The organism is Streptomyces sp. NPDC057424, from assembly GCF_042803315.1.
Classification (GTDB): Bacteria; Actinomycetota; Actinomycetes; order Streptomycetales; family Streptomycetaceae; genus Streptomyces.
In genome coordinates this window covers 228,170-250,160 of record NZ_JBHVCP010000001.1, presented here as the reverse complement: position 1 = coordinate 250,160, position 21,991 = coordinate 228,170, and the positions used below count along the sequence as shown (strand labels likewise).

At 72.0% G+C, this 21,991-nt stretch carries 21 protein-coding genes and 1 pseudogene; 10 read left to right on the top strand and 12 right to left on the bottom strand.

Annotation, left to right across the window (positions count from 1 at the left end; all coding sequences use genetic code 11):
- Nucleotides 1-104: 104 nt before the first annotated feature.
- Together ACFU3E_RS01215 and ACFU3E_RS01210 are read left to right on the top strand one after the other, a co-directional pair.
- Complete coding sequence (locus tag ACFU3E_RS01215) at nucleotides 105-1,106, top strand: hypothetical protein (protein ID WP_384150122.1); 1,002 nt, start codon at nucleotides 105-107, stop codon at nucleotides 1,104-1,106.
- A 75-nt stretch (nucleotides 1,107-1,181) separates the two neighbouring features.
- A complete protein-coding gene (locus ACFU3E_RS01210) occupies nucleotides 1,182-1,805 on the top strand; it encodes an HAD family hydrolase (protein ID WP_384150119.1) in 624 nt (207 codons plus the stop codon).
- Here the strand turns inward: ACFU3E_RS01210 and ACFU3E_RS01205 are convergent.
- The gene (locus ACFU3E_RS01205; protein ID WP_352118029.1) at nucleotides 1,784-2,032 is read right to left on the bottom strand and encodes a hypothetical protein; all 249 of its coding nucleotides are present in this window, start codon (nucleotides 2,030-2,032) and stop codon (nucleotides 1,784-1,786) included. The two genes, ACFU3E_RS01210 and ACFU3E_RS01205, sit on opposite strands and share 22 nt — an antisense overlap.
- Nucleotides 2,033-2,196: 164 nt before the next feature.
- On the opposite strand from ACFU3E_RS01205, the gene ACFU3E_RS01200 reads away from it, so the two are divergent.
- On the top strand, nucleotides 2,197-2,580 hold the full coding sequence (locus ACFU3E_RS01200; protein WP_282574310.1) for a cold-shock protein: 384 nt from the start codon (nucleotides 2,197-2,199) through the stop codon (nucleotides 2,578-2,580).
- A gap of 14 nt (nucleotides 2,581-2,594) precedes the next feature.
- Here the strand turns inward: ACFU3E_RS01200 and ACFU3E_RS01195 are convergent, their stop codons facing one another.
- The 4 genes from ACFU3E_RS01195 to ACFU3E_RS01180 all read right to left on the bottom strand — a co-directional run bounded on the left by ACFU3E_RS01195 (nucleotide 2,595) and on the right by ACFU3E_RS01180 (nucleotide 6,096).
- Nucleotides 2,595-3,443 (bottom strand): 1,4-dihydroxy-6-naphthoate synthase, encoded by an 849-nt coding sequence (locus tag ACFU3E_RS01195; RefSeq protein WP_384150114.1) that lies wholly within the window; start codon nucleotides 3,441-3,443, stop codon nucleotides 2,595-2,597.
- The gene (locus tag ACFU3E_RS01190; RefSeq protein WP_384150606.1) at nucleotides 3,433-4,083 is read right to left on the bottom strand and encodes a futalosine hydrolase; all 651 of its coding nucleotides are present in this window, start codon (nucleotides 4,081-4,083) and stop codon (nucleotides 3,433-3,435) included. Before ACFU3E_RS01190 ends, ACFU3E_RS01195 begins: the two co-directional genes overlap by 11 nt.
- Nucleotides 4,084-4,112: 29 nt before the next feature.
- A complete protein-coding gene (locus ACFU3E_RS01185) occupies nucleotides 4,113-4,586 on the bottom strand; it encodes a DUF2771 domain-containing protein (protein ID WP_384150111.1) in 474 nt (157 codons plus the stop codon).
- Between the two features lie 76 nt (nucleotides 4,587-4,662).
- The gene (locus ACFU3E_RS01180; protein WP_384150108.1) at nucleotides 4,663-6,096 is read right to left on the bottom strand and encodes an MFS transporter; all 1,434 of its coding nucleotides are present in this window, start codon (nucleotides 6,094-6,096) and stop codon (nucleotides 4,663-4,665) included.
- A 272-nt stretch (nucleotides 6,097-6,368) separates the two neighbouring features.
- On the opposite strand from ACFU3E_RS01180, the gene ACFU3E_RS01175 reads away from it, so the two are divergent.
- The 3 genes from ACFU3E_RS01175 to ACFU3E_RS01165 all read left to right on the top strand — a co-directional run bounded on the left by ACFU3E_RS01175 (nucleotide 6,369) and on the right by ACFU3E_RS01165 (nucleotide 11,627).
- Nucleotides 6,369-7,295, top strand: coding sequence for a DUF3027 domain-containing protein (locus ACFU3E_RS01175; protein ID WP_384150105.1), 927 nt, complete (start codon nucleotides 6,369-6,371; stop codon nucleotides 7,293-7,295).
- Between the two features lie 123 nt (nucleotides 7,296-7,418).
- A complete protein-coding gene (locus ACFU3E_RS01170) occupies nucleotides 7,419-10,547 on the top strand; it encodes a sacsin N-terminal ATP-binding-like domain-containing protein (RefSeq protein ID WP_384150102.1) in 3,129 nt (1,042 codons plus the stop codon).
- Nucleotides 10,548-10,718: 171 nt separating this feature from the next.
- Nucleotides 10,719-11,627 carry a hypothetical protein gene (locus tag ACFU3E_RS01165; RefSeq protein ID WP_384150099.1) on the top strand — a complete coding sequence of 303 codons (909 nt, stop codon included), beginning with the start codon at nucleotides 10,719-10,721 and terminating at the stop codon, nucleotides 11,625-11,627.
- A 5-nt stretch (nucleotides 11,628-11,632) separates the two neighbouring features.
- Here the strand turns inward: ACFU3E_RS01165 and ACFU3E_RS01160 are convergent, their stop codons facing one another.
- From ACFU3E_RS01160 to ACFU3E_RS01150, 3 genes are all read right to left on the bottom strand, one after another.
- Nucleotides 11,633-14,026, bottom strand: a complete 2,394-nt coding sequence (locus tag ACFU3E_RS01160; protein ID WP_384150095.1) for an HAD-IC family P-type ATPase — start codon at nucleotides 14,024-14,026, stop codon at nucleotides 11,633-11,635.
- A gap of 133 nt (nucleotides 14,027-14,159) precedes the next feature.
- Nucleotides 14,160-15,005 (bottom strand): class I SAM-dependent methyltransferase, encoded by an 846-nt coding sequence (locus tag ACFU3E_RS01155; protein WP_384150092.1) that lies wholly within the window; start codon nucleotides 15,003-15,005, stop codon nucleotides 14,160-14,162.
- 140 nt (nucleotides 15,006-15,145) lie between these two features.
- Nucleotides 15,146-15,424: a DUF2530 domain-containing protein gene (locus ACFU3E_RS01150; protein ID WP_384150089.1), complete on the bottom strand. Its 279-nt coding sequence runs from the start codon at nucleotides 15,422-15,424 to the stop codon at nucleotides 15,146-15,148.
- 117 nt (nucleotides 15,425-15,541) lie between these two features.
- Between ACFU3E_RS01150 and ACFU3E_RS01145 the strand changes: the two genes are divergently transcribed.
- The gene (locus tag ACFU3E_RS01145) at nucleotides 15,542-16,993 is read left to right on the top strand and encodes an NCS2 family permease (protein WP_384150085.1); all 1,452 of its coding nucleotides are present in this window, start codon (nucleotides 15,542-15,544) and stop codon (nucleotides 16,991-16,993) included.
- Between the two features lie 23 nt (nucleotides 16,994-17,016).
- Here the strand turns inward: ACFU3E_RS01145 and ACFU3E_RS01140 are convergent.
- A pseudogene (locus ACFU3E_RS01140) lies at nucleotides 17,017-17,190 on the bottom strand (ribbon-helix-helix protein, CopG family); the annotation flags it as partial.
- A gap of 154 nt (nucleotides 17,191-17,344) precedes the next feature.
- On the opposite strand from ACFU3E_RS01140, the gene ACFU3E_RS01135 reads away from it, so the two are divergent.
- On the top strand, nucleotides 17,345-17,782 hold the full coding sequence (locus ACFU3E_RS01135; RefSeq protein WP_053672640.1) for a MarR family winged helix-turn-helix transcriptional regulator: 438 nt from the start codon (nucleotides 17,345-17,347) through the stop codon (nucleotides 17,780-17,782).
- Between the two features lie 29 nt (nucleotides 17,783-17,811).
- On the top strand, nucleotides 17,812-19,185 hold the full coding sequence (locus ACFU3E_RS01130; protein WP_384150080.1) for an MFS transporter: 1,374 nt from the start codon (nucleotides 17,812-17,814) through the stop codon (nucleotides 19,183-19,185).
- Nucleotides 19,186-19,192: 7 nt separating this feature from the next.
- On the opposite strand, the gene ACFU3E_RS01125 is transcribed toward ACFU3E_RS01130, so the two are convergent.
- Complete coding sequence (locus tag ACFU3E_RS01125; RefSeq protein WP_384150077.1) at nucleotides 19,193-19,645, bottom strand: Uma2 family endonuclease; 453 nt, start codon at nucleotides 19,643-19,645, stop codon at nucleotides 19,193-19,195.
- A gap of 43 nt (nucleotides 19,646-19,688) precedes the next feature.
- Entirely contained in the window at nucleotides 19,689-20,210 is a 522-nt protein-coding gene (locus ACFU3E_RS01120) for a GNAT family N-acetyltransferase (protein ID WP_384150074.1), read from the bottom strand.
- A 25-nt stretch (nucleotides 20,211-20,235) separates the two neighbouring features.
- Between ACFU3E_RS01120 and thpR the strand changes: the two genes are divergently transcribed.
- Nucleotides 20,236-20,808, top strand: coding sequence for an RNA 2',3'-cyclic phosphodiesterase (gene thpR, locus ACFU3E_RS01115; protein WP_384150072.1), 573 nt, complete (start codon nucleotides 20,236-20,238; stop codon nucleotides 20,806-20,808).
- A gap of 186 nt (nucleotides 20,809-20,994) precedes the next feature.
- Here the strand turns inward: thpR and ACFU3E_RS01110 are convergent, their stop codons facing one another.
- Complete coding sequence (locus ACFU3E_RS01110) at nucleotides 20,995-21,987, bottom strand: aldo/keto reductase (RefSeq protein ID WP_384150069.1); 993 nt, start codon at nucleotides 21,985-21,987, stop codon at nucleotides 20,995-20,997.
- Nucleotides 21,988-21,991 lie beyond the last annotated feature (4 nt).

The following is a 21,991-nucleotide window of genomic DNA, read 5'->3' as shown; positions in this document are numbered from 1 at the left end:
GCCTCGCCCCCCGAACGCGGGACGGGCTTTTGGCCGCTCCACCGGTCCTCGCGGTACCGTCGTCCGACGGCGTCACGCAACGCACCCGCCCCGGAGGGGACTTCGTGGGGATTGAGAGCGACCAGGTCGTTTACGAGTATCTGAGCCGCGTCGGCGACGTGGCCCAGCAGCGGCAGTTGCCGTCGGCCACCCGTATGCGCCTGGTCGCGGATCTGCGCAACGAGATCGACAAGCGCCGCGCGAAGGCCACCGTCGACTCGCCCGCCGCCGTCCGCCGCATCCTGTCCCGCCTGGGCAGCCCCGACGACGTCGTGACCGCGGCGGCGGGAGGCACGGGCGGTGAGCCGTACAGCGCCGCCCCGGCCGCCTCCGTTCCCGTGCAGCGTGACGCCGAGCCGGAGGAGCGGGCGAAGGGCGTCATGCGGCGCGTCGTACCGCGTCCCCGCCCGGCGCGGCCCGCCGAGGAGCCGCGCCCCGCCCCCTCCGACGGCCCCGCCCCGCCGCATCTGGCCGCCGGGCACGAGCTCGGCGGCGCCGCGGTCCAGCCGGACTGGTGGCGGGTGGACAGCAGTCCCTTCGGCGTGGGCGACGAGGTGCCGGGCTTCGTGGGCGGCGTGGAGCTGCCGGACCTGCTCAAGCCGCCGGCGCAGCGCAAGGCGGAGCTGGAGAAGGCGGCGGCCGGGGAGCCGGCCCCGGTCGTCGAGGCGGCAGAGGCGGCCGAGTCGGCCGGGGAGGGGAGCCGTCGCCGTCTCCCGCGCCTTGCCGCCGGAAACTGGAGCAACCCGCTCCTCCTGATCGCCGCCGGCCTGCTCGTCGCCGGTGCCGTGCTCGGCAACTGGTTCGTCCTCCTGCTCGGCTGGCTCATCGCCTACGCCTCCCGCCGCCTGACCCAGGCCGAGACGAAGTGGGCGGTCGTGATCCTGCCGAGCCTCTCCGTGGCGGGAGGCCTGGTCTGGCTGTGGGGCCGGACGAGCGGCCGCTGGGGTGCCCCGATCGCCGAGGGCCATATGAACGCCGCGGTGGCGGAGACCTGGCCGTGGGTGGTCAGGGGTGCGGCGGTGGCGTCGGCACTGTTCCTGGTGTGGCGGTCCCAGCGCTCGCGCTAGCCGGTCACAGAGGGACGGGGGCGCCTGCCGTCACAGACGGACGGGGGCGTCTGCCGTTCACACCGGCTGGGCACAATGGCCCATATGGCACTCACCGTCGGCTTCGACCTCGACATGACCCTCATCGACTCCCGCCCCGGCATCCGGGCCTGCTACCAGGCGCTGTCCGAGCGGACGGGCACGTACATCGACGCCGACCTGGCGGTCACGCGGCTCGGGCCGCCACTCGCCGAGGAACTGATCAATTGGTTCCCGGCCGAGAAGGTCCAGGTCATGGCGGACCTGTACCGGGAGATGTACCCGACGATCGCCATCGCCGCGACCCCCGCGATGACCGGCGCCCGGGAGGCCATCGCGGCCGTACGGCAGGCCGGCGGACGCGCGATAGTCGTCACCGCCAAGTACGAGCCCAACGCCAAGCTGCACCTCGCCCACCTCGGCATCGAGCCCGACGCCGTCATCGGCGACCTGTGGGCCGAGCAGAAGGCGGAGGCCCTGCGCGAGCACGACGCGGGCGTCTACGTCGGCGACCACGTCGGGGACGTGCGCGGCGCCCGGACCGCCGGGGCGCTCTCGGTCGCGGTGGCCACCGGCCCCTGCCCGCCACAGGAACTGCGCGCGGCGGGCGCGGACGTCGTCCTCACCGATCTGACCGAATTCCCGCGGTGGCTTTCGGACTACCGTCCCGCGCGCGCCTGACGCCGGCCCGCCGCGACGGAACGCAGCACTCCCGCCCCGGCCATCAGGAATCCGACGGCCATGAGCATGCTCAATCCGAACATGTACGTCGGAAAGGGCGCCGTCCCGAGGAACAGCGGGGCGACCGTGACCAGTGTGGCCAGGGCGCCGAGGAAGAAGACGACGGCTCCGGCACGGACCAGGCGGTCACCGGGAGCGGCGGAATTCGTTTGGGTTTTGTCACGCACCCGACCAGGGTAGTTCCCAGCGCGTAGGAACAACCGGGTGACGTCTTGTCACCGGCTGCAAGAGCATTAGCCTTGGTACCGGCGGGTCCGTACGGCCCGCCCGAGTGCTATCAAGAGCCGTTTCCAGAAGCAGTTTTCCGACGAGTACGAGGACGAGGACAGACATGCCCACCGGCAAGGTCAAGTGGTTCAACGGCGAGAAGGGCTTCGGCTTTCTCTCCCGCGACGACGGCGGTGACGTCTTCGTCCATTCCTCGGTCCTCCCCGCCGGAGTCGAGACGCTCAAGCCGGGTCAGCGCGTGGAGTTCGGCGTCGTCGCCGGACAGCGCGGCGACCAGGCGCTGTCCCTGACGATTCTGGACCCGACCCCGTCGGTCGCCGCCGCGACCCGCAAGAAGCCGGACGAGCTGGCCTCCATCGTCCAGGATCTGACGACCCTCCTGGAGAACATCACGCCGATGCTGGAGCGGGGCCGCTACCCCGAGAAGACCGCCGGCAAGAAGATCGCGGGCCTGCTGCGCGCGGTCGCCGACCAGCTGGACGTCTGAGGGGCCCTGAGGCCTCAGGGAAAGCGCAGCGCGTCCGGGCCGAGGGGCGGTACGAGTCCCTCGGCCGCCGCGCGCGTCAGCAGCCCGCGTACGGCCGCGTAGCCGTCCTCGCCGAGGTCGGCGGTGAACTCGTTGACATACAGCCCGATGTGCTGGTCGGCGACGCCCGGATCCATCTCCTGGGCGTGCTCCATGACGTACGGCCGGGACGCCTCGGGGTCGTCCCAGGCGGCGCGCACCGACGTCCGGATCGCGTCGGCGAGCAGCCGCAGCCCCTGCTCGCCCAGCGACCGCTTGGCGATGATCGCGCCCAGCGGGATCGGCAGCCCGGTGGTGTTCTCCCAGTGCTCACCCATGTCGGCGAGTTTGTGCAGCCCGTACTCGCCGTAGGTGAAGCGCGCCTCGTGGATCACGAGTCCCGCGTCGACCTTGCCGTCCCGCACGGCCGGCATGATCTCGTGGAACGGCATGACGACGATCTCGCCGACCCCGTCGGCCACGGTGTCCGCGGCCCACAGCCGGAACAGCAGATAGGCGGTGGACCTCTCGCTGGGCACGGCGACGGTCCGCCCGGTCAGGCCGGCATCCGCCTCCCGCGTCAGCACCAGCGGCCCGCAGCCCCGTCCCAGCGCACCCCCGCAGGGCAGCAGGGCGTAGTCGTCGAGGACGTAGGGCAGCACGGCGTACGACACCTTCAGCACATCGAACTCGCCGCGTTCGGCCATGCCGTTGGTGATGTCGATGTCGGCGAAGGTCACGTCGAGGGCGGGGGCGCCGGGAACGCGGTCGTGGGCGAGGGCGTCGAAGACGAACGTGTCGTTCGGGCAGGGCGAGTACGCGATCTGCAGCTGCTCAACTGTCATGCCGGTCCCAACTCTCCAGTACGGGCGCGAGCTTCCCGAACCCCTCGGTCAAGGCTGCCAGGGCGTCGCCGATCCGCCATGCGGCGCGGTCACGCGGCCCGACGGGATTGGAGATCGCCCGGATCTCCAGCACGGGGACGTTGTGCGCGGCGGCGGCCTCGGCGACGCCGAAGCCCTCCATGGCCTCGGCGAGGGCGGTGGGGTGCCGTTTCCCCAGCGTGGCGGCCCGGGCGGCCGTCCCGGTGACGGTCGACACGGTGAGCACGGCCCCGGTCCGGGCCCCGGCGGCCTCGGCGACCCGCCGGACGAGATCCGCGGGCGGCTGATGCCGGACGGTCCCGAACCCGAGCTCGGTGACCGGCAGGAAACCGTCCTCGGTCTCGGCCCCCAGATCGGCCGCGACGATCTCGTCGGCGACGACGAGCGACCCCACGGGCGCCCCGGGCTGGAACCCGCCCGCGATCCCGGCGGAGACGACGAGGCCGTACGGCTCGCCCCCCAGGGCGGCGGCGGTGAGGGCGGAGGCGGTGGAGGCGGCGGCGAGAGCGGGCCCGACACCGACGGCGATCACGTCGATGCCGCGCACCCCGGGGCAGGCCCGGGCCACCGCATCCCGTTCGACGGGAACCGCGGTGGCCACCAGCACCCGGTCAAGCCCAGCGGCAGCGATCAGGCGTCCTTCTCGAGCTTGAAGTTCCACAGACCCGAGGTGTCCTTGTCGCCCTCCTTGATGGACACCAGCGTCGAGTCGCCCTGCGCGCCGTACTGGGCGTTGAAGAACACGCTGCCCGGAATCGTGCGGTAGGTCTTCGTGCTGGAGTCGGTCAGCGGCTGACCGTTCATCAGGATCGTCCAGCCCTCGTCGGCGATCTCGGGGTCGACACCGAAGCGCACGGTCTCGTCGGGATCGACGGAGATGCTCTTGATGCCCTTGTCCTTCAGGCACTGGGTGAGATCGGACGGCTTCAGGGTGTCGCCCTCGCCGCCGCAGGTGGCCTCGGAGTTCACCGAGTCGCTGCCCACGGTGACCGTGGCCATCGGCGTCGGCTTGTCACAGGCCGACAGGACGAGCAGTCCGGCGGATACGACGCCGGCGACGGCGACGGCGCGGCGGCGTCGCACAACGGATTGCAACGTGTTCATGGGCGAAGGCTATAGGGCGCGCCGGTGGCACCGCCCACGCGGGGTGCGGCTCCCCCGGAGAACCATCAGAAGGGCCCTACGCGACCCGGGCCCGCCCCGTGCCGCCGCGCCGGGCCGAGTCGATCAGCCCCCGTACGGTCGTCAGCCACCCGGTGCCGACGATCGCGGCGCCCACCGCGAGCCCGGCCGTGCCGTCGAGCGGCACGGCGATGCCGACGGCCCCGCCCAGCACCCAGGACATCTGCAGCAGGGTCTCGGAGCGTGCGAAGGCCGACGTGCGGACGAGTTCGGGCACGTCCCGCTGGATCAGCGCGTCCAGCGACAGCTTGGCCAGGGCCTGCGCGAACCCGGCGATGGCGGCCAGCGCGGCCACCATGACCGCGCTGAAGAACACCGCGGCCGTGATCGCCGCGCCCGCCACGCACGCCACGACCACGACGATGATGATCTCCGGCGCCCGGGAGCGCAGCCAGGCCCCGACGGCCGTGCCGAGCGCGTTGCCCACGCCCGCCGAGACGGCCACTATCCCCAGGGACACCGCGGCGCTCTGGCCGGAGACCGGGTGCTCGCGCAGCAGGAACGCCAGGAAGAAGATCAGGAACCCGGTCAGGCAGCGGATGGCGGCGTTGGCGGCCAGGGCGTGAGTGACGGCCGGGCCGACCGTGCGCAGCCCGGGGCGCTTGACCGGCCGCCGGTGCGGCCCGTGCAGGTGCTGTTCGTCCGCCGCCAGCAGGGCGCGGTCCTCGCCCTTGGCGGAGTCGACCTTCGGCGGCAGCGTGAACGACAGGATCGTCCCCGCCACGAAGAGCACGAAGGCGCCGTAGAGGGGCCAGCGCGGCCCGATCTGCTGGAGTCCGGCGCCGACGGGCGCGGCGATACCGGTGGCGAGGAGGCCGCCGAGGGTGACGCGGGAGTTGGCCTTCACCAGGGAGAAGTGAGGTGGCAGCAGCCGGGGCACGACGGCGCTTCTGACCACGCCGTACGCCTTCGACGAGACGAGGACGCCGAGCGCGGCCGGGTACAGCTCCAGGCCGCCGCTGACGACCGCGCCGGACAGAATGAGCGCGAGCAGTGCCCGGGCCAGCATCGCGCCGGCCATCGCGGCGCGGCGGCCGTGCGGGAGGCGGTCGAGGAGGGGGCCGACGACCGGCGCGAGGAGGGTGAAGGGCGCCATGGTGATGGCGAGGTACAGGGCGACGCGGCCGCGGGCCTCGTCGGTGGGCACGGAGAAGAAGACGGTGGAGGCGAGGGCGACGGTGATCATGACGTCGCCGGCGCCGTTCACGCCGTGCAGTTCGATCAGCTTGCCGAGGCCGGACTCGCCGGCGCCGTGCGCGTGGGTGGCCTTGCGGATGCCGCGGGCGGTGCCGGTCACGGGGAAGTGCAGGGCACGGCCGATCGGGCGGAGAAGGCCGCCCAAACGGCCCGGTCCGCCCGGTCGGCTGCTTCCCTTGACCCCTTTCGACCCACCGGTCCCGGTGGCGCCCGGGGGTGTCTTCGCGGCTGCCACGACGTCATAGTGCCCCGATAAGGCCGTGGGTAGTGCCATTACCGCTTGTATAGGGCCTGTGGGGTGACTGTCCGGGGCGGCGCTCATGATCCCGTGGGCGGCGCAACAGGACCGTCGGTGTACGCGAAGTGGGGCGGAAGGGTAGCGTGCGTATCTCAGCCATCCCGCAAAATGGATGAAGGACGTCGACGCGGTCCCCCGGTCCGCTCCGTCCGCCCCCCGCGCCGGGAGTGGCGCACTCGTGAGACGGCGTATGGAGAGAAGCGATACCTGTGAGCGCAGCGACAACGCGAAGCCGCACCCCTGACCGTCTGTGCGCCGAGGCCGTCGACCTCGCACGCGCCGCAGCCGAGGAGGCGGCCGCGCCAGGAATCGTCGGGGAACACGTGGGGCTGGTCTCCGAGGGGGACCGCGTTGTCACGCACTTCTTCGAGTGCCGGGAGCTCGGGTACCGGGGCTGGCGCTGGGCGGTGACAGTGGCCCGGGCGTCCCGGGCGAAGATCGTCACGGTGGACGAGGCGGCGCTGCTGCCCGGCCCGGACGCGGTGCTGGCGCCCGAGTGGGTGCCGTGGAGCGAGCGGCTGCGTCCCGGCGACATGGGGCCCGGCGATCTGCTGCCCACCGACGCCGAGGACCTGCGGCTGGAGCCGGGCTACTCGGGCGAGGACGAGCCGGCGCCGCAGTCCCCCGTCTCGCACGAGATGGCCGACCTGGTGGAGGCGGAGGACGCGGACGTCACCGCGGAGTCCCCGTCCGGCTTCACGGTCCCCCCCTTGCGCGGTTCGATCCCGGCGGTCGCCGAGGAACTGGGCATGCGCCGGGCCCGCGTCCTGTCCCGCTACGGCCTGCACACCGCGGCCGACCGCTGGGAGGAGGCGTTCGGCCCCAAGACCCCCATGGCGCAGTCGGCCCCCGCGGCCTGCGTCAGCTGCGGCTTCCTCGTCCCCGTCGGCGGCTCCCTCGGCCAGGCCTTCGGCGCCTGTGCCAACGAGTTCTCCCCGGCCGACGGCCGCCTGGTCTCCCTCGCCTACGGGTGCGGCGGCCACTCCGAGGCCGCGGTCATGCCCCGGCCGCCCCAGCCGGCCGCCCCGGTCATCGACGAGACCCGGGTCGACCCCTTCCCGCTGCGCCCGTCCCCGGACTCGGGCTCGGTGCCGGCGACGGCGGACCAGGACACGGAGGAACTGGGGCACTCGTAGCCACCGGCGGCCCGTCCGGCTCCGGGGTACCCGCGCCCCGGCGGCCCGCGCCGGGCGGGGGCACGGCGGGTGCTTCCCAGGCGGTACCTTCATCCTCACGTCCACGAGGAGAAGGAACGGAACGTGAGCAGCAAGTTCGTGCGGCCCGCCGCCGAGGGGGCCGATCCGTTCGGTACCGCCCGTCTGCGGCGCGGTGTCCTCGATTCCTGGGCCACCAGCCCCGCCCGGTTCCGTGAGGACGCCAACGCCGAGGAGGACCTGGCCCTCGGCGGCTACCGGGACCGGCTCGTCGTGGAGCTCGCCCAGAACGCCGCCGACGCGGCGGCCCGGGCCGGAGTGCCGGGGCGGCTGCGGCTCACCCTGCGTGACGGGGTGCTCGTCGCCGCCAACACCGGCGCCCCGCTGGACGCCGCCGGGGTCGAGTCGCTGTCCACGCTGCGGGCGTCGGCCAAGCGGGACCCGCGGGACACGTCCTCCGTGGGGCGGTTCGGTGTCGGGTTCGCCGCCGTGCTCTCCGTCACCGACGAGCCCGCCGTCGTCGGCCGGCACGGCGGTGTGCGGTGGTCGCTGGCCGAGGCCGGGGCGCTGGCCGCCGAGACCGCCCGGCACAGCCCCGGCCTCGGGGACGAGGTCCGGCGGCGGGACGGGCACGTCCCCCTGCTGCGGCTGCCGTACGCCGCCGAGGGCACCGCCCCCGGCCCGTACGACACCGCCGTCATCCTGCCGCTGCGGGACGCCGCCGCCGCCGATCTCGCCGAGCGGCTCCTGCGAGCCGTCGACGACGCCCTGCTGCTCACCCTGCCCGGACTCGAAGAGCTGGTCGTCGAGATCGGCGAGGAGAGCCCGCGGACCCTCACCCGCCGTACCGACGGTCCCTTCACCGTCGTCGACGACTCCGCCCACGGCGTCACCCACTGGCGCACCGCCGCCGCCAGCGGCCCCCTCACCCCCGACCTCCTCGCCGACCGGCCCGTCGAGGAGCGGCTGCGGCCCCACTGGTCCGTCACCTGGGCCGTGCCCGTGGACAGCGACGGCGGACCGGCCCGGCCCCGCACCAGCGCGGTCGTGCACGCCCCGACCCCGAGTGACGAGCCGCTCGGCGTCCCGGCGCTGCTCATCGCCTCGTTCCCGCTGGACTCCACCCGCCGGCACGCCGCTCCCGGCCCGCTGACCGACTTCCTCGTCCGGCGCGCGGCCGACGCCTACGCCGAACTCCTCGGCGACTGGCGGCCGGTGACGTCCGGGATCATCGGCCTGGTACCCGGCCCCCTCGGCAAGGGCGAGCTGGACGGCGCCCTGCGCCGGGCGATCCTGGAGCGGCTGCCGCGGACTGAGTTTCTCCCGCCCGCCCTCCCTCCCCGCGAGGACGACGACCTGCGGGAATCCCTGCGGCCGCGGGACGCCGAGGTCGTCGAGGGCGCGGGCGCGGACACCGTGCGGGTGCTCGCCGAGGTGCTGCCCACCCTGCTGCCCGCCGGGCTGGAGCGCCGCGCCGAGCTGCGGACCCTGGGCGTCGCCCGCGTCCCGCTGACCGACGCGATCGACCGGCTGGCCGGTCTGGAGAAGGAACCCGGCTGGTGGCGCCGGCTCTACGACAGCCTGGCCGGGATCGACCCGGACCGTCTGTCGGGGCTCCCGGTCCCGCTCGCCGACGGCCGGACGACCATCGGGCCCCGGCAGGTCCTGCTGCCCGGCGCGGAGGCCGCGCGGCTCGACCCCGAGGTGCTGGCCCGGCTCGGGCTGAAGGTCGCCCACCCGGACGCCACCCACCCGCTCCTGGAGAAGCTCGGCGCGCTGCCCGCGACACCCCGGGCCGTCCTCACCACCCCGCAGGTCCGGGCCGCCGTCGCCGCGTCCCTGGACGACGAGGGCGGCGTGAACTGGGAAGAGGACTCCCTCGACGCCGGTGAACTGGCCGACACCGTGCTCGCGCTGGTGCGGGACGCCGCCCTGGAGCCCGGTGACGAACCCTGGCTCGGCGCGCTCGCCCTGCCCGACGAGGACGGCGAACCGGCCCCGGCGTGTGAACTCGTGTACCCCGGCGGCCCCTTCGCCCAGGTGATGCGCGAAGGTGAACTCGCGTCCGTGGACGCCGAGCTGGCCGGCAAGTGGGGCGAGCAGCCGCTGGCCGCCTGCGGTGTCCTGGTGAACTTCGCGGTCGTCCGCGCCACCGACATCGTTCTCGACCCGGACGAACTGGAGCCCCGCGAGGGCGACTTCGCCGAGCCCGACGACGCGGGCCTGCTGGACGCCGTCGACGTGTGGTGCGAGGACATCCTCGACCGCTTCCCGGACAGCCCGGTGCCGCCGGTCGCCACCGAGATCATCGCCGTACGGGACCTGGACCTGGTGGACGAGGACAAGTGGGCGCAGGCGCTGGCGCTGCTGTCCAGGCCGCCGCTCAGGGACGCGATCGTGCAGCCCGTGCGGATCCTGCTGCCGGACGGGACGCACGAGGTCGTCCGGCCGTACACCGCCTGGTGGCTGCGCGGGAACCCCGTGCTCGCCGGCCGCCGCCCGGCCGGTCTGCGGTCCGCCGGCGGCGACCCGCTGCTGCGCGGGCTCTACGACGAGGCCGACGCGACCGGGTTCGAGGACGAGCAGGTGCTGCGGGCGCTGGGTGTGCGCACCTCCGTCGCCGCGCTGCTGGACGAGCCCGGTGGTGCCGCCGAGCTGCTCGACCGGCTCGCCGACCCCGAGCGGGAGGTGACGGGGACTCAACTGCACGCCCTGTACGGGGCGCTGGCCGAGCTGGACCCGGATCAGGTGACCCTGCCGGACGACCTGCGGGCCGTCACCGACGGCCGGGTGGAGGTCGTGGACGCGGCCGACGCCGTGGTGTGCGACTCGCCCGACCTGCTGCCCTTCACCGAGGGCGTCCCGCTGCTGCCCGTACGGCCGTCACGCGCCGCCGAGCTCGCCGAACTGTTCCAGGTGCGGCGGCTGAGCGAGTCCGTCACCGGGGAGGTCACCTCCGAGGGCACCGAGCACGACGTCCCGGAGCCGGTGCGGGTGCTGCTCGGCCGGAGGACCCCGTCCTTCTACGTCGAGCACGAGGAACTCGTCGTCGACGGCGTGGAGATCGACTGGCGGCTCACCGACGACGGCGTCCTGCACGCCGCCACCCTGGAGGGTGTCGCCGCGGGGCTCGCCTGGGCGGCGGGGCAGTGGCCGCGGCGGTTCGAGGTGGCGGCGCTGCTGGAGGACCCGTCACGGACGCAGGAACTGGCGCGGGACCGCTGGTTCGACTGATCCGGCGGTGGCGTACGGCCGTTGGTGGAGAGTTCCGCACATATTTTTCACCGGTCGTACAACCAAGCGCACGGCTGAGGCATCTGATCACGTGAGTCAACAGACTCCACGATCATTTGGGCCCCGAGAGCCGACGACGAGCACCGGGGCCCCTCTCCACCTGGAGAACGCATGCGTATCCGAGCCACCGTGGCCGCCGTCACCGGCGCCCTGGCCCTGTCCGCCCTCGCCGTGCCGGCCGCGCAGGCCGCGGAGCCGAAGGTTCCCGCGAACATCGCCGCCGCGAGCGAGGTCGTCCACGCCGACTCCGGCCGGTCGGCCTTCGCCGGCGCCGTGGACGGCGAGCCGATCGCCCTGAACGCGACCTTCTCCTCGGTCAAGGTCAACAACGGCAAGAACATCGCCGTCGGCACGACCAACGTGGTCAAGGTCCCCGTGTCCTTCACGCTGACCCACGGCAAGGAAGTGAACATCCACGCCGCGGACTTCTTCGCGGGCGTCGAGCTGTACCGCGGCGCCTCGTTCGAGGGGTCGGTCTTCTACTTCGACAGCGACGACGCGAGCTGCACGGACTCCTCCGCGACCGTCGCCACCTGCAAGGCCACCGTCGCGATCGACCCGTACGCGCTGCTCAACGAGGACGCCGGCTCCTGGAAGGCGGCCGCGTTCGCCGTCGCGTTCAACGGCGAGGACCCGGAGAACCCGAACCTGGACAACGTCGGTGTCGCGGTGAAGGACCCGACGAACTCCTTCAAACTCCAGCGCTACTCCAAGCTGACGGTCAACGCCTCGCCGGAGCCGGTGAAGAAGGGCAAGACCATCACGGTCACCGGCAAGCTGTCCCGCGCCAACTGGGACGACAACAAGTACCACGGCTACACCAACCAGCCGGTGAAGCTGCAGTTCCGCAAGAAGAGCTCCAGCACCTACACCACGCTGAAGACCATCAAGTCCAACTCCACTGGCCAGCTGAAGACCACCGTCAAGGCCTCGACGGACGGCTACTTCCGCTACTCCTTCGCGGGCACGACCACCACCCCGGCGGTCAACGCCACGGGTGACTTCGTCGACGTGAAGTAGGCCCGCTACGCGGGGAAGCGGCGGTCCACCCACCTCCACAGGAGTTCCAGGGCGGCCGCCGCCACCGCCGCGATGCCGACGGCGGTCCACGGCATCGTCGGCCCCACCAGTTTCAGCGCGAAGAAGTGCTGCAACCACGGCACGACCAGCACCAGCAGGAACGCCCCGGCCATGGACGCGACGAGGGCGACACGCCACCAGGTGTACGGGCGGGCGATGATCGCCAGCACCCACATCGAGATGAGGAACAGCGTGAGCGTCGCCGCGCTGGTCTCCGCGTCCAGCGCCTCCGCGCCCGTGTAGTGCTCCCGGGCGATGAGGTACGTCGCGAAGGTCGCCACCGCCGCCACGACCCCGCCCGGGATCGCGTACCGCATGACCCGCCGTACGAAGTTCGGCCTCGCGCGCTCCTTGTTGGGCGCGAGCGCGAGGAAGAAGGCCGGGACGCCGATGGTCAGCGTCGACAGCAGGGTCAGGTGGCGCGGCAGGAACGGGTACTCCACCTGGGAGCAGACCACCAGGACGGCGAGCAGCACCGAGTAGACCGTCTTGACGAGGAACAGGGTCGCGACCCGCGTGATGTTGCCGATGACCCGGCGCCCCTCGGCGACCACCGACGGCAGCGTCGCGAAGCTGTTGTTCAGCAGCACGATCTGCGCGACCGCCCGGGTGGCCTCCGAGCCGGAGCCCATCGCGACGCCGATGTCGGCGTCCTTCAGGGCGAGGACGTCGTTCACACCGTCGCCGGTCATCGCGACGGTGTGCCCGCGGGACTGCAGCGCGCCCACCATGTTCCGCTTCTGCTGCGGGGTGACCCGCCCGAACACCGTGCCCTCGTCCAGGGCGTCGGCCATCCCGTCCTGCTCGGCGGGCAGCCGGCGCGCGTCCACGGTGGTGCCGGACAGCCCGAGCTTGGCGGCGACCGCGCCGACCGACACCGCGTTGTCGCCGGAGATGACCTTGGCCCGGACGTTCTGGTCGGCGAAGTAGCGCAGCGTGTCGGCCGCGTCCGGCCGCAGCCGTTGCTCCAGCACGACCAGGGCGACGGGCTTCGCTCCCTTCGCCACGTCGGGATCGTCCAGCTCCCGCGCGACGCGGGCGAGGAGCAGCACCCTGAGGCCCTGCTCGTTCAGCCGCCCGGTCTCGGCCAGGGCCGGATCGTCGTCCTCCAGCAGCACGTCGGGCGCGCCCAGCAGCCACCGGCCGGCCTGCCCGTCGCCCTCGCTCAACGCGGCGCCGCTGTACTTGCGGGCGGAGGAGAACGGCAGCGCCTCGGTGCAGCGCCAGTCCTCGACGGCCGGGTAGGTGTCGATGATCGCCTTCAGGGAGGCGTTCGGCCGTGGGTCCGACGCGCCGAAAGCCCCGAGCACCTTCCGTACGTACCTCTCGTCGGCGCCCTGGAGCGGGCGCAGCTCCGTGACGTCCATGCCGCCCTCGGTGAGGGTGCCGGTCTTGTCGAGGCAGACGGTGTCGACGCGGGCCAGCCCCTCGATCGCGGGCAGCTCCTGCACCAGGCACTGCTTGCGGCCCAGGCGAATCACGCCGATGGCGAAGGCGACCGAGGTGAGCAGGACCAGCCCCTCGGGAACCATCGGGACGATGCCGCCGACGGTGCGGGCGACGGAGTCGTCGAAGGCGTTCTCCTTCACGACCAGCTGGCTGATGATCAAGCCGATCGCGGTCGGGACCATCATCCACGTGACGTACTTGAGGATCGTGGAGATGCCCGACCGCAGCTCGGACTGGACGAGGGTGAAGCGCGAGGCCTCCTCGGCGAGCTGGGCGGCGTAGGCCTCACGGCCGACCTTCGTCGCCTGGAAGGCCCCGCCGCCCGCGACCACGAAGCTGCCCGACATGACCTGGTCGCCCGGGTGCTTCACCACCGGGTCGGCCTCGCCGGTGAGCAGTGACTCGTCGATCTCAAGACCGTCGGCCTCGACGCAGACGCCGTCGACGACGACCTTGTCCCCGGGCCCGATCTCGATCAGGTCGTCGAGCACGATCTCGGACGTGCTGACCTGTGCGGCGGCCCCGTCCCGGCGCACGGTCGGCCTGACCTCGCCGATCAGCGCGAGCGAGTCCAGCGTCTTCTTCGCCCGCCACTCCTGGACGATCCCGATGCCGGTGTTCGCGAGGATCACGAACCCGAACAGGCTGTCCTGGATCGGCGCGACCACCAGCATGATCAGCCACAGCACGCCGATGATCGCGTTGAAGCGGGTGAAGACGTTCGCGCGGACGATGTCGACGGTGGACCGGCTGCTGCGCACCGGCACGTCGTTGACCTCACCGCGCTCCACCCGTTCGGCGACCTGAGCACCGGTCAGGCCGGTCTCGCGGGAGGTGACCGTCGCCGGCCGCGTGGAGTCGGGCCGGGCACCCGCGTCGAGATGCGTCATGCATTCGACGGTACGTGCGGTTTTGCCGCATCACTCGCTGAGTGAGGCGAAGATCCGACCTGGGAAGGACGGACTTCGTGCCGTGGTCGTACGGCAGTTGCGCGCCGTCGGACCCTGGTGCCACGCCCCGGTGTCAGCCCGCCCGCCGTGCGGTGAACAGCAGGTACTCCCACTCCAGGACCGTCCCGCCCGAGCCCGTGCCCAGGTCGCCGTCGCGGGCGAGGTCCACCAGGGCGCCGTCCAGTGCGGCGGCGCGATCGGGCTCGCCGGCGATGTTCTTGTAGACGCTGATGGTCGGGCCGTAGCGCTCCTTGAAGTAGTCGCGGAACATCTCGGGCGTCTCGAAGCGGTCGACCCGGACCGTGCGGCGCTCGGCGCTGACGTCCGTGACCCGGTCGCCGAGGAGGGCGCGCACATGGTCCTCGTCTCCCCACAGCGGGGGCGGCTGCGCTCCGGGCGGAGGCGGAGGCGCGTACGGCTTCATCACGGCGAACATCCGGCCGATGAAGCCCTGGGGCGTCCAGTTCAGCAGCCCGATGGTGCCGCCCGGACGGCAGACCCGGGCGAGTTCACCGGCGGCCTGCTGGTGGTGCGGGGCGAACATGACGCCGACGCAGGACAGTACGGTGTCGAACTCGGCGTCGCCGAAGGGCAGCGCTTCGGCGTCGGCCTCCTGCCAGGCGAGGTGCGCACCCTGCTGCCCGGCCACCCGCCGGCCGGCCTCGAACAGTTCCGGCGTCAGGTCGGAGGCCACCACGTCCGCGCCGGCCAGGGCCGCCGGGATCGCGGCGTTGCCGGAGCCGGCGCCCACGTCCAGCACCCGCTGGCCGGAGCGCACCCCGCACGCCTCGGTCAGGACCGCTCCCAGCCCGGGGATGACCTCGGCGGCCAGGGAGGGGTAGTCGCCCTGGGCCCACATCGCCCGGTGCTTGGACTTCAGGGCGCGGTCTGCCTCGACCGCGCTGTTCTGCGTCGTCATCGCTGCGCTCCTCACCGGTCGGGCGGCGATGTCCGCGCGACGGTTTCGAGCGATTCGCCGCCTTTTTGGCGATTCGCCGCCTTTTTAGAGCGTAGGGAGGCGGCGGGGGCGTGTCGCGCCGGAGGGCGGGCGGGAGGCGCCTAACCGGCCGGGGGCGTCACCGTCAGGTTCTCGTCGGCCGCCGTCCGTTTGATCGCGGCGTCGCGCCTGCGGACGTACCAGATGCCGATCAGTCCCAGCCCGCCGCCGGCCAGGCAGGTCCACACCCACCAGGTGTGGCCGTGGTCGTCGAACCAGCCGTAGAAGGGGAGCTGGACCAGGAAGAGGACGAACCACAGGATCGTGCCGCCGGTGATGGTGGCGACCACGGGGCCCTCCAGGGGCTCCGGCGCCTCGTGTCTGGGGGTCCATTTCGCCATGGGGACAGCTTACGAGGCGAGTGGGTCTACGCGCGGAGATGTGCGATCGGGACTTTATATGTTCATACTGAAACGGTTTGTGTCTGACCACTTCTCTTCGTAGGAAACACCAACCCCATGTCCTCCTCGGCTCCTGCCAAGGTCCCCGCCCCTGAACAGCCGGGAGCCGGGCGCACGAACGGCGCACTCGACCGCTTCTTCCGGATCTCCGAGCGTGGCAGCACCCTGTCCCGCGAGGTCCGGGGCGGTCTCGCCACCTTCTTCGCGATGGCCTACATCATCGTGCTGAACCCGATCATCCTCGGCAGCGCCAAGGACCTGTACGGTCACCAGCTCGACAACGGGCAGCTGGTCACCGCGACGGCCCTCACCGCCGCGCTCACCACCCTCCTCATGGGCGTCATCGGCAACGTCCCGATCGCGCTGGCCGCCGGACTCGGTGTGAACTCCGTCGTGGCCCTCCAGCTCGCCCCGCGGATGTCCTGGCCGGACGCGATGGGCATGGTGGTCCTCGCCGGGTTCGTGGTCATGCTGCTGGTCGCCACCGGGCTGCGCGAGCGCGTCATGAACGCCGTGCCCCACGGGCTGCGCAAGGCCATCTCCATCGGTATCGGCCTGTTCATCATGCTGATCGGGCTCGTCGACGCGGGCTTCGTCTCCCGGATCCCGGACGTCGCCCGGACCACCGTTCCGCTCCAGCTCGGCGGCGACGGTCACCTCGACGGCTGGCCGGTCCTCGTCTTCGTCCTGGGTGTGCTGCTGACCCTCGCGCTCATCGTGCGCAAGGTCTCCGGCGCGATCCTGATCTCGATCGTCGCCATGACGGTCCTCGCGGTCGTCATCGACGCGGTGGCCAAGGTGCCGAGCTGGGGCCTGACCACGCCCCAGTGGCCCGGCAACCCGGTCGCGAGCCCCGACTTCGGGCTGATCGGGCAGGTCAGCCTGTTCGGCGGCTTCGGCAAGGTCGGCATGCTCACCGGCGTGCTCTTCGTCTTCACCGTGCTGCTGTCGTGCTTCTTCGACGCGATGGGCACGATCATGGGCGTCTCCGACGAGGCCAAGCTGACCGACGGCGAGGGGCAGATGCCCGGCATCAACAAGGTGCTGTTCGTCGACGGCCTCGCGGTCGCCGCCGGTGGCGCCAGCTCCTCCTCCGCGACGACCGCCTTCGTCGAGTCCACGGCGGGTGTCGGTGAGGGTGCCCGGACCGGTTTCGCGAACGTCGTCACCGGTGGCCTCTTCGCTCTCGCCCTCTTCCTGACGCCGGTCGCCACGATGGTCCCGTCCCAGGCGGCCACCCCGGCCCTGGTCGCGGTCGGCTTCCTGATCATGGCCGGCTCGGTCAGGGAGATCGACTGGGCGGACTACACGATCGCCGTCCCGGCCTTCGTGACGATGCTGATGATGCCGTTCACCTACTCGATCACCAACGGCATCGGCATGGGCTTCATCACCTTCGCGGTGCTGCGGCTGGCGGCCGGGCGGGGCCGGGAGGTGCCGGCCGCGATGTACGCCGTGTCGGCGGTGTTCGCGTTCTACTACCTGATGCCGGCACTGGGTCTGACCTGATCCCCGTCGCCGGAGTCGGGTGAACCGTAGAACCTCTCCGTCTCCTCGACGGCGGCCTGGAACCGCTGGTCGAAGTCATCTCGGACGAGCGTCCGGAGGACGTAGTCCTGGACGCTCATTCCCCTTTTCGCGGCATGGTGCCTGAGCTGTTCGAGCAGGTCGCGGTCTATTCGCAGGCTGAGCACGCTGGTCCCCATGAGCAGAGGGTCGCGGCACCGTTCGGTGCGGTGAGCCCGGTTCCGCCGTCGGATCACCCATATGAGTGATGTCACGGTTCAGTGGCGGGTGTCACGGACGATCCTGCGCGCCCCGACTGGTCTTTAGCGAGAGTAATGAGTTACGCTAAAGAACATGCCGGACCTCAACCATGGCGACGACGTAGCCGCCGTGAACTCCCTCCGATCCGCCGTGATGAGGCTGTCCCGACGGCTCAAGCACCAGCGGGTCGACGAATCGCTCAGCCCCACCGAGATGTCGGTGCTGGGCACCCTGTCCCTGTGCGGCAGGGCCACACCGGGCGAACTCGCCCGCAAGGAGCACGTCCAGCCGCCGTCGATGACCCGCATCGTGGCGCTGCTGGAGGCCAAGGGACTGGTCCGGCTGGAGCCGCACCCCGAGGACCGGCGCCAGAAGGTCGTCACACGCACCGAGCAGGCCGAGGCCATGCTCGAGGAGAGCCGCGCCAAGCGGAACGCGTTCCTGGCCACGCTGGTGGAGAACCTCGACGAGGACGAGTGGGCGAAACTGCGCGCCGCCGCCCCGGTGCTGGAGAAGCTCGCGCATCTGTAAGCAGCAGTCGTCGCAAGGAGGCGAACCCTTTGAGTTCGGGACCCGGAGCAGCTTCCGCCCCCGCACCTGATCCCCACGATTCCCCGCCCGCCTCCGACGCACCCGCAGCCCGCCCCGCCCGCAAGGCCTCGATGTTCTCCTCCCTCAAGGTGCGGAACTACCGCCTGTTCTTCATGGGGCAGGTCGTCTCCAACACCGGCACCTGGATGCAGCGCATCGCCCAGGACTGGCTGGTGCTCAGCCTCACCGGCTCCTCCGCCGCCGTCGGCATCACCACCGCGCTGCAGTTCCTGCCGATGCTGCTCTTCGGCCTCTACGGCGGTGTCCTCGTCGACCGGCTGCGCAAGCGGCCGGCGCTGCTCGTGACGCAGTCCTCGATGGCGCTCACGGCGATCGCCCTGGCCGTCCTCACGCTCACCGGGCACGTCCAGGTGTGGCACGTGTACGTCGCCGCCTTCGCGGTCGGTCTCGCCACCGTCGTGGACAACCCGGCCCGGCAGTCCTTCGTCTCCGAGCTGGTCGGCCCGGGGCAGCTGCAGAACGCCGTCAGCCTGAACTCGGCGAACTTCCAGTCCGCCCGCCTGGTCGGCCCCGCCGTCGCCGGCATACTCATCACCGGCGTCGGAACCGGCTACGCCTTCCTCTTCAACGGCCTGTCCTTCATCGCGCCGCTCACCGGCCTGCTCCTGATGCGCGCCCGCGAGCTGCACGTCGTGGAGCGCACCCCGCGCGGCAAGGGGCAGCTGCGGGAGGGCGTGCGGTATGTCACCGGCCGCCCGGAGCTGATCTGGCCGATCGTCCTGGTCGGCTTCGTCGGCACGTTCGCCTTCAACTTCCCCGTCTACCTCTCGGCCTTCGCGGACGACGTGTTCCACGCGGGGGCGGGCGCCTACAGCATGTTCAACACGCTGATGGCGGTCGGCTCGGTCGCGGGCGCGCTGCTCGCCGCGCGGCGGGGCACGGCCCGGCTGCGGCTGCTGATCGCGGCGGCCATGGCCTTCGGCGCGCTGGAGATCCTGGCGGCGACGACCCCCACGCTGTGGATGTTCGCCCTGCTCATGGTCCCGCTGGGCCTGTTCGGCATGACCGTCAACGTCACGACGAACACCAGCATCCAGATGTCCACGGACCCGGCCATGCGCGGCCGCGTCATGGCCCTCTACATGATGGTCTTCCTCGGCGGCTCGCCGGTCGGCGCCCCGATCGTCGGCTGGATCACCGACACCTACGGCGCCCGGGCCGGCCTCGCGTCCGGCGGCGCGGTGGCGGTGCTCGCCGCGGCGGTGATCGGCCTGATCCTGGCCCGGGTCGGCAACCTGCGCCTCTCGGTCGGCTGGCACGGCGGGCATCCCCGGGTGCGGTTCGTGCCCCGGGAGCAGGAGCAGTTGGCCCCGGCGGCGTAGCGCGGCGTCAGTCCCGGGGGAATTCGCCGGTCTCCAGGACGAGGCCGACCATGGTGCCCGTCAGGTCGATCTCGTCCCCGAAGTCCAGGCTCAGCTCGCCCCGGTACTCGCCGTCCTTGGGCTTGGTGTGCAGATGCCAGCGGCCGGTGTACGGATCGACGATCAGGTACACCGGCACGCCGGCGGCGGCGTACGCGTCCTTCTTGGGGCCGTAGTCGTTCGCGGCGGTCTTCCTGGAGATCACCTCGGCGACGAACTCGACGTCCTCGTAGCGCCACAGCCCCTTGGCGTTCGTGGCCGCGCCCTCCGCCATCACCGTGACGTCGGAGGCGAAGCCGTTGAGATGGCCCGGGTAGTCGACACGGACGTCGGACTTCACGCGCTTGCGCGGATACTTCGCGCGCAACCGGTCATAGATGTCCGCGACGAACCCGCGGATGGGCCCGGCCGCGCAGTACAACGATACGCACGGTGACCTGGAGACGCCCGGGGCCGGAGACCGCCTACACCCTCCGGGCCAGCAACTGCCCCGGCCATTCGTTCTCGCCGACCGTGAAGGCCTCGGTCCGGGTGAAGCCGTGGGCCTCGTAGTAGCGGACGAGTTTGCCGTCGCCCCCGGCGTAGCAGTCGACGCGCAGGAGGGAGATCCCGGCGCGGCGGGTCTCGTCGGCGGCGTGGGCGAGCAGGGCGCTGCCCACGCCGTGTCCCTCGAAGCGGCGGTCGGAGGCCAGCCAGTGGATGTAGCGCTCGGGTTCGCGGGGCTGCGGGAGGTGGGACAGGTAGGCGCCCGCCGAGTCGGTGAGGGTGAGGGTGCCGGCGGGGACGCCGTCGACGTCGGCCATGAACACGCTGCCCTCCGCCATGTACCGGCCGACCGACTCCACCGTCCTGGGGCTCTGCGACAGGGGCCGCGTCCCCCACTGCCCCGTGCGCCCCTGTGAGACCAGCCACTCCACACAGCTGTCGAGCATGCCGAGTATCGCGGGAATGTCGTCGGGCCCGCCGTCCCGGATGGTGATCCGCATGGTCTCATGGTGCCAGGCTGGACCCATGAGACTCTTCGCGGCCGTGCTGCCCCCGGACGAGGTGTGCCGTGAACTCGGCGTCGTGGTCGACGAGTTGCGCAAGCAGCCCGGCGCCGACGGCATGCGCTGGACCGGCCGGCCCGGCTGGCACTTCACGCTCGCCTTCTACGGCGAGGTCGACGACGGTCTCGTCCCCGTGCTGTCGGAGCGGCTGGAGCGGGCCGCGCGCCGCACCGAGCCGTTTGCCCTGGCCGTGCGGGGCGGGGGGCAGTTCGGGCACGGGAAGGCGCTGTGGGCCGGGGCCGAGGGGGACCTGGCGACCCTGCGGCTGCTGGCCGAGCGGGCCGAGGCGGCGGCGCGGAAGGCGGGGGTGGCGATGGGGGAGCACCGGCGGTACAAGGCGCATCTGACCGTGGCGCGGAGCCGGGAGGCACGGGACGTGCGGGCCTGTCTGGAGGTGCTCGGGGGATTCACCGGCCGCACCTGGACCGTGCAGGAGCTCTGCCTGGTGCGGAGCGATCTCCCGACGTCGGGAGTCCCGGGGGAGCAGCCCCGGTACGAGGCGGTCGGGCGCTGGGCACTCGGGGGCGCCGGTTAGGCTCGGTGCCGTGGACCCGAAAACCCGCAACCGGATCATGGCCGGTGTGCTCGTGCTGATGTTCCTCGTCGTCGCCCTGGCTTCCGTGCTCGGCAGGTAGGGGGCCGGGGGGAACCGCGGACGGCTGCTCTCCGGCTGCGGGCCGGTGGGTGGCCGATCTCGCGGTTCCCCGCGTCCCGCCGGGCACTACCAGGCGAAGGCCTCCGGGCTCGTGCCCGGGCCGGGGAAGATCTCGTCGAGGCCGGTCAGGAGCTCCTCGGAGAGCTCCAGCTCGGACGCGCGAACGGCCGAGGCGAGCTGCCCGGCGGTGCGCGGACCGACGATCGGGCCGGTCACGCCGGGGCGGGTGAGCAGCCAGGCCAGGGCGGCCTCGCCGGGCTCGATGCCGTGCTTGTCGAGCAGGTCCTCGTAGGACTGGACCTGCGCGCGGGTGCCGGCGTCGGCGAGCGCGTCGGCCGCGCGGCCGGAGGCGCGGCGGCGGCCCTCGACCTCCTTCTTGAGCACACCGCCCAGCAGGCCGCCGTGCAGCGGCGACCAGGGGATGACGCCCAGGCCGTACTCCTGCGCGGCCGGAACGACCTCCATCTCGGCGCGCCGCTCGGCGAGGTTGTACAGGCACTGCTCGCTGACCAGCCCGATGGTTCCGCCGCGCCGGGCGGCGATCTCGTTGGCCTGGGCGATCTTGTAGCCGGGGAAGTTCGACGACCCGACGTAGAGGATCTTGCCCTGCTGGACCAGGACGTCGATCGCCTGCCAGATCTCCTCGAAGGGGGTGTCCCGGTCGACGTGGTGGAACTGGTAGACGTCGATGTGGTCCGTCTGGAGCCGCTTGAGGCTGGCGTCCACGGCCCGCCGGATGTTGACCGCGGAGAGCTTGTCGTGGTTGGGCCAGGCCGGGCCGTCGGCGGCCATGTTTCCGTAGACCTTCGTGGCGAGGACGACCTTGTCGCGCCGTCCCTCGCCCTTCGCGAACCAGTTGCCGATGATGCTCTCGGTACGGCCCTTGTTCTCGCCCCATCCATAGACGTTGGCCGTGTCGAAGAGGTTGATGCCCGCGTCCAGCGCCGCGTCCATGATGGCGTGGCTGTCGGCCTCGTCGGTCTGCGGGCCGAAGTTCATGGTGCCGAGGACGAGCCGGCTGACCTTGAGTCCCGTGCGTCCGAGCTGCGTGTACTTCATGGTC